Here is a 5,670-nt window from a genome sequence, read left to right on the forward strand (position 1 = left end):
GTCCGGCGCCCGCGTCGGTCGCGGCGGCCAGGCGACGGTCCGAGTCCCGCAGGGCGGTCAGCTCGTCGTCGGCACGCCCGCCGACGAGCAGCGGGCCCGCGTCGTCGAGCAGGCCCAGCGCGGTCGCCGCCATGTCGGACCGGCTCTGCAGCGCGCGCTCCTCCGTGGTGCGCGCGGCCCGGGCCGCGAGCGCGGGTGCGACGACGCCGGCGAGCACGAGGCAGACGGCGAGCGCGAGCCCGGCGGGGGGCCAGAACGCGCACATCGCCAGGGAGGTGAGCACCCCGAGCACGAGAGCGACGCCGGCCGGCAGCAGGCCGCGGACCACGACGTCGCCGACCGTGTCCACGTCGGCCCCGACGCGAGCGAGCAGGTCACCGCGGCGCAGCCGCAGGAGCGTGTCGGGCCGCGCGACGGCGAGGCGCTCGTAGAGGGTCGAGCGCAGCTGCGTCATGCCCCGCAGCGCGACGTCGTGGGACACCAGCCGCTCGATGTACCGCAGGACGCCGCGGCCGATGCCGAACGCGCGCACCGCGACCGTCGCGACGGACAGCTGCAGCACGGGCGGCATCTGGGAGGCGCGGGCGATGAGCCACGCGGACACGGCGGCCAGCGCGACCCCGCAGCCGAGCGCCAGGGTCCCCAGCAGGACCGCGAGCGCGAACCGGCGGGGGTCGATGTCGAGCAGGCGGACCGCCCGGTGCAGGGGCCCGGTCATGCGGCGACCTCGGCGACGGCGGCGCGGACCAGCACGACGTCGTCGGCGGCCGCGACCAGCGACGGCCGGTGCGCGACGAGCAGCACGGTGCGCCCGGCGGCCCGCAGGGCGCGGACGGTGTCGAGGACGACCTGCTCGCCGGCCGCGTCGAGGTGGGCCGTCGGCTCGTCCAGGATCACCAGCGGGGTGTCCGTGAGCAGGGTGCGGGTGAGCGCGACCCGCTGCCGCTGACCCAGGCTGAGGCCCTCTCCGCCGCGGCCGAGCGCGGTGGCCCAGCCGTCCGGGAGGCCGTCGAGCACCTCGTCGAGGCCGGTCAGGGCGGCCGCCGCGGCGCGCGCCGCGTCGTCGCCCCCGACCAGCTCGGCGACCGTCCCCGGCTCGAGCACCGGGCGCTGGGGGAGCCACGAGACCTGCGACCAGAGCGTGCCGGGCTCGAGGTCCGCGAGGTCGACGCCGTCGATCGTGGCGTGCCCGGCGTCCGGGCGCAGCAGGCCGAGCACGACCTCGAGCGCGGTCGTCTTGCCGATGCCGCTGGGACCCGTGAGCGCGACGACGGTGCCCGGCCGCAGGACCAGGTCCAGGTCGTGCGGCGTGCCGCGCACCCCGACGCCGTCCAGGCGCACCGTGGCCGTCCGCAGGTCCGGCGCGGGCCGCGTCCCGGTCGAGGGCACCGGCGTCTCGAGCACCTCGAACGCGCGACCCGCCGCAGCGACGCCGTCGGCCGCGGCGTGGAACTGGGTCCCCACCTGCCGCAGCGGCAGGAACACCTCGGGCGCCAGGACGAGGACCGCGATGCCGGTGACCAGGTCGAGGTCGCCCGCGACGAGCCGGAGCCCGATGCCGACCGCGACCAGGGCCACGGAGAGCGTGGTGAGCAGCTCGAGCACCATGCCCGACAGGAACGCGATCCGCAGGGTCGCCATGGTGGCCACGCGGTGCGCGTCGCCGAGCGCCCTGACCCGGGCCCCGGGTCCCCGCTCCCGGCCGTGGGCGCGCAGCGTGGGCAGGCCGGCCAGCAGGTCGAGCACCTGGGCGCCGAGCCGCTGCATGCTGTCCAGCCCCTGCTCCGAGCGGCCCTGGGCCAAGCGGCCCACCAGCACCATGAAGATCGGCACCAGCGGCAGGACGACGACCAGGATCACCGCGGACACCGGGTCGAGGCCGAGCACGACCAGCAGCACCCCCGGCGTCACGGTCGCCGCCAGCACGAGCTGCGGCAGGTACCGCACGAAGTACGGCTCGAGGGCGTCCAGCCCGCGCGTGGCCAGCGTGACCACGGCCGGGCCCTCGCCCGACGCCAGCCACCGCGGACCCAGCGCGACGGCGTGCGTCACCACCGCCTCGCGCAGCTCACCGACCGCGCGGGTGGCCGCCCGGTGGGCGAACCGCTCCTGCACGGCGGTGACCAGCGCGCGCGCGACGACCACGACCGCCAGCCAGGCGATCAGCGGGCCGACGTCCGCGAGCGTGGCGCCGTCGGTCACCGCGTCACCCAGCGCGTGCGCCAGCAGCAGCGCCTGGCTCACCACCAGCGCGGCGGTGAGCACCCCGAGCCCGGCGGTGAGCGTGACGTACCCGCGAGCGGCCCTGGCGTGCCGGAGGAGTCGCGGGTCGAGCGGTCTCACTGGTCGGCGGACGACGGCTTGTTCAGCACGGGCACCTTGTCGAACGTCAGGCCGGTGTGGTCGGGGATCTGCTGCACCGAGATCCGCCGGCGGAACACCCAGTACGTCCAGCCCTGGTACAGCAGCACCAGCGGTGTCAGCACCACGGCCACCCACGTCATCACGGTGAGCGTGTAGTGCGTCGACGACGCGTTGGTGACGGTCAGGGAGTTGGCCGGGTCGAACGCCGGCATGACGTCCGGGTACATCGACCCGAAGATCAGCACGACCGCGCCGACGATGGCGACGGCCGACGCGAGGAACGCCAGCCCCTCCTTGCGGCGCTGCGCGGCGACGACCAGGACGATCAGCGCACCAGCTGCCACCACGACGGCCGCCCACGTCCACGGCACGGAGTAGGAGACCTGGGTCCAGACGGCCCACACGCCGGCGACGACGAGAGTGACCACCGACGAGCGCGCGGCGAACGCGCCGGCCCGCGCCCGGATGTCACCGTCGGACTTCAGCGCCAGGAACACGGCGCCGTGCGTGAGGAAGATCAGCGCGGTCGTCGCGCCGCCGAGCAGCGCGAACGGGTTGAGCAGCGCCCAGAAGCCCCCGACGTACTGGTGGGAGGCGTCCAGCTCCACGCCACGCACGAGGTTGGCGAACGCGACGCCCCACAGCACCGCGGGGACCCACGACCCGACGATCAGGCAGCGGTCCGCGAGGGCCCGCCAGCGGTCGTCGTCGATCTTGCCGCGCCACTCGAACGAGACGACGCGCACGATGAGCGCGAGCAGGATGAGCAGGAGCGGCAGGTAGAACCCGGAGAACATCGTGGCGTACCACTCCGGGAACGCGGCGAACGTGGCACCGCCCGCCGTGAGCAGCCAGACCTCGTTGCCGTCCCACACCGGGCCGATCGTGTTGATCATGACGCGGCGGTCCCGGTCCTTGGCTGCCCGGTCGCCGCGGGACAGCAGCCCCAGCAGCATCCCGACGCCGAAGTCGAACCCCTCGAGCACCAGGTAGCCGGTCCACAGGACCGCGATGAGCAGGAACCAGACGGTCGTGAGCTCCATGGTCGTCAGCCCCTCTCTCAGTACGCGAACGACAGCGGACGGTCAGCGCTGTCCGGGTCGTTGTCGGGGTTGTCCGGGCTGGGGTCGCGCTCGCTGTCGGCGACGCCCTCGATCGTGTACCGGTGCATGAGCCGGTACCAGAACACGGCGAGGATCCCGTAGAGCAGCGTGAACGCGATCAGCGACGTGAGGATCGTCCCGGCGCTGGTCACGGTCGAGACGCCGCGGGCGGTGAGCAGCCACACGCCGTCGACGCCGCCAGGGTTGGGGTTCGGCGCGACCACCCAGGGCTGGCGGCCCATCTCGGTGAAGATCCAGCCGAACGACGACGCGAGGAACGGCGTGACCAGGGCGACGATGCCGAGCCGGCCGAACCAGACGTTCCCGTTCACCCGGCCCTTGCGGGTCACCCACAGGGCCACCAGTGCCAGCGCGGCGGACCCGAGCGCGAAGCCGATCATCAGGCGGAAGCCCCAGTACGTGATGGCGAGGTTCGGGATGTAGCTGATGGGCTCCCCGTTCGCCTCGGTGTACCCGTACTTCTGCTCGTACGCCTGCTGGAGCTCGTCGGTGCCCTGCAGCGTCGAGGAGAAGTCGCCGGTCGCCAGGAACGAGAGCATGCCGGGGATCTCGAGGAGGTGCGTGACCTTGTCGCAGTCGGCACCCGTACCCAGCGGGCCGACCGCGAGCAGCGAGAACGGCACGCCGGACGTCGTGCTGCACAGCGCCTCGGCCGCGGCCATCTTCGTCGGCTGCTGCTGGAACATGAGCTTGGCCTGTTGGTCGCCGCTCAGGGCGACGCCGACGCCCGAGACGAGCATGACGATCACCCCGAGGACGATGGCGGGGCGGTAGACGTCGCGCGCCTTGTCGGCCTGGCCCGCACGCACGAGGCGCACCATCCACCAGGCCGCGATCCCGGCGACGAACGTCCCGGCCGTGAGGAACGCGGCGGAGATCGTGTGCGGGAAGGCCGCCAGGAGGGTCGAGTTCGACAGCACGGCGCCGATGTCAGTCATCTCGGCGCGGCCGCGCTCCGCGTTGAACGTGGCGCCCACGGGGTGCTGCATCCACGAGTTCGCCGCGAGGATGAAGTAGGCCGAGAGGTTGGTCGCGATGGCGACCGCCCAGATGCACGCGAGGTGGATCTTCTTCGGCAGCTTGTCCCAGCCGAAGATCCACAGGCCGAGGAACGTCGACTCGACGAAGAACGCGGCGAGCGCCTCCATGGCCAGCGGCGCCCCGAACACGTCGCCGACGAACCGCGAGTACTCGCTCCAGGCCATGCCGAACTGGAACTCCTGCACGATGCCGGTGGCCACGCCGATGGCGAAGTTGATCAGCAGCAGCTTGCCGAAGAACTTGGTCAGCCGCAGCCACCGCTCGTTGCCCGTGCGGACCCAGATCGTCTGCATGATCGCGACCATCGGCGCCAGGCCGATCGTGAGCGGCACGAAGATGAAGTGGTAGACGGTGGTGATGCCGAACTGCCAACGCGCTACGTCGAGCGTGTCCACGGGCCCCTCCGGGGTGCGAGCCGGTACGTCGGGTCGGGTCCGCGCCGACCACGCCGGTCCCGGCTGGAACCAGCCCTGACCTGCGGACCTGGGAAAACGCTAGGACCGGGTCCAGTCTGCCCCTGGGACCAAGGTCCCAACAGCCCACAGACGCATCGTGCGCGGCTCAGGCGTGCCGGACGCCGTCCGGGATGCCCTGTGCGATACTGGCCGCGGCTCTCCAGGCGACCACACCGCCTGAGGACCCTTGAGCTCGCAGCACCAGCATGTCGTGCGCGCCAGCCGCCGCTCTGCCGCCCGCTGGTCCCCGATCGGGACCGCCGGCTCCGGCCTCGCAGGCGATGGCGCCGACCGGGTGCAGCAGCCACGACCGCCGACTTTCCGTCGCCGCGCAGCACGCGAGCGACGACCGACCGACCGAGTACCGCCGGGTGTGGAGTGGCGATGCTCGGTACCCAGGAGCACTTCGCGTGACCGACGAGAACACCCCCACCACAGACGTGACGACGACCGCCGGGGGTGRGGCACCGCCCGCAGCGCCGCGCCGCCGCCGAGCGACCCGCGTCACCGCCGCGCCCAGCACCGACGCCACGGCCGACGCCGTCGTCACCCTGCCGGCCGTGACCGAGCAGCCCGCGGCCCCGGCCGTGGACGCGCCGGCTCCGGTCGAGCAGCCCGCCGAGCAGCCCGCCGCGCCGGTGAAGAAGTCGCGGCGCGTCACCCGCACCGTGGTCCCGGTCCCCGCC

General features: G+C 73.5%; 3 protein-coding genes and 2 pseudogenes. 1 reads left to right on the top strand and 4 read right to left on the bottom strand.

Annotation, left to right across the window (positions count from 1 at the left end; all coding sequences use genetic code 11):
- The 4 genes and pseudogenes from ACXJKG_RS18905 to ACXJKG_RS18920 all read right to left on the bottom strand — a co-directional run.
- Positions 1 to 718: pseudogene (locus tag ACXJKG_RS18905) on the bottom strand (thiol reductant ABC exporter subunit CydC); the annotation flags it as partial.
- The gene (cydD, locus tag ACXJKG_RS18910; protein WP_456847280.1) at positions 715 to 2,343 is read right to left on the bottom strand and encodes a thiol reductant ABC exporter subunit CydD; all 1,629 of its coding nucleotides are present in this window, start codon (positions 2,341 to 2,343) and stop codon (positions 715 to 717) included. The pseudogene ACXJKG_RS18905 and the gene cydD, both read right to left, overlap by 4 nt.
- Positions 2,340 to 3,407: a cytochrome d ubiquinol oxidase subunit II gene (gene cydB / locus ACXJKG_RS18915; RefSeq protein WP_456847281.1), complete on the bottom strand. Its 1,068-nt coding sequence runs from the start codon at positions 3,405 to 3,407 to the stop codon at positions 2,340 to 2,342. Before cydB ends, cydD begins: the two co-directional genes overlap by 4 nt.
- A gap of 17 nt (positions 3,408 to 3,424) precedes the next feature.
- Positions 3,425 to 4,924 carry a cytochrome ubiquinol oxidase subunit I gene (locus ACXJKG_RS18920; RefSeq protein ID WP_456847282.1) on the bottom strand — a complete coding sequence of 500 codons (1,500 nt, stop codon included), beginning with the start codon at positions 4,922 to 4,924 and terminating at the stop codon, positions 3,425 to 3,427.
- A 470-nt stretch (positions 4,925 to 5,394) separates the two neighbouring features.
- Here ACXJKG_RS18920 and ACXJKG_RS18925 point away from each other — a divergent pair.
- A pseudogene (locus ACXJKG_RS18925) lies at positions 5,395 to 5,670 on the top strand (transglycosylase); the annotation flags it as partial.

The organism is Cellulomonas sp. P5_C6, assembly GCF_054049635.1.

What these genes read in the sequence shown, in the direction of transcription:
- cydB (WP_456847281.1), bottom strand. Translation starts at nt 3,407, where the DNA reads ATGGAGCTCACGACCGTCTGGTTCCTGCTCATCGCGGTCCTGTGGACC.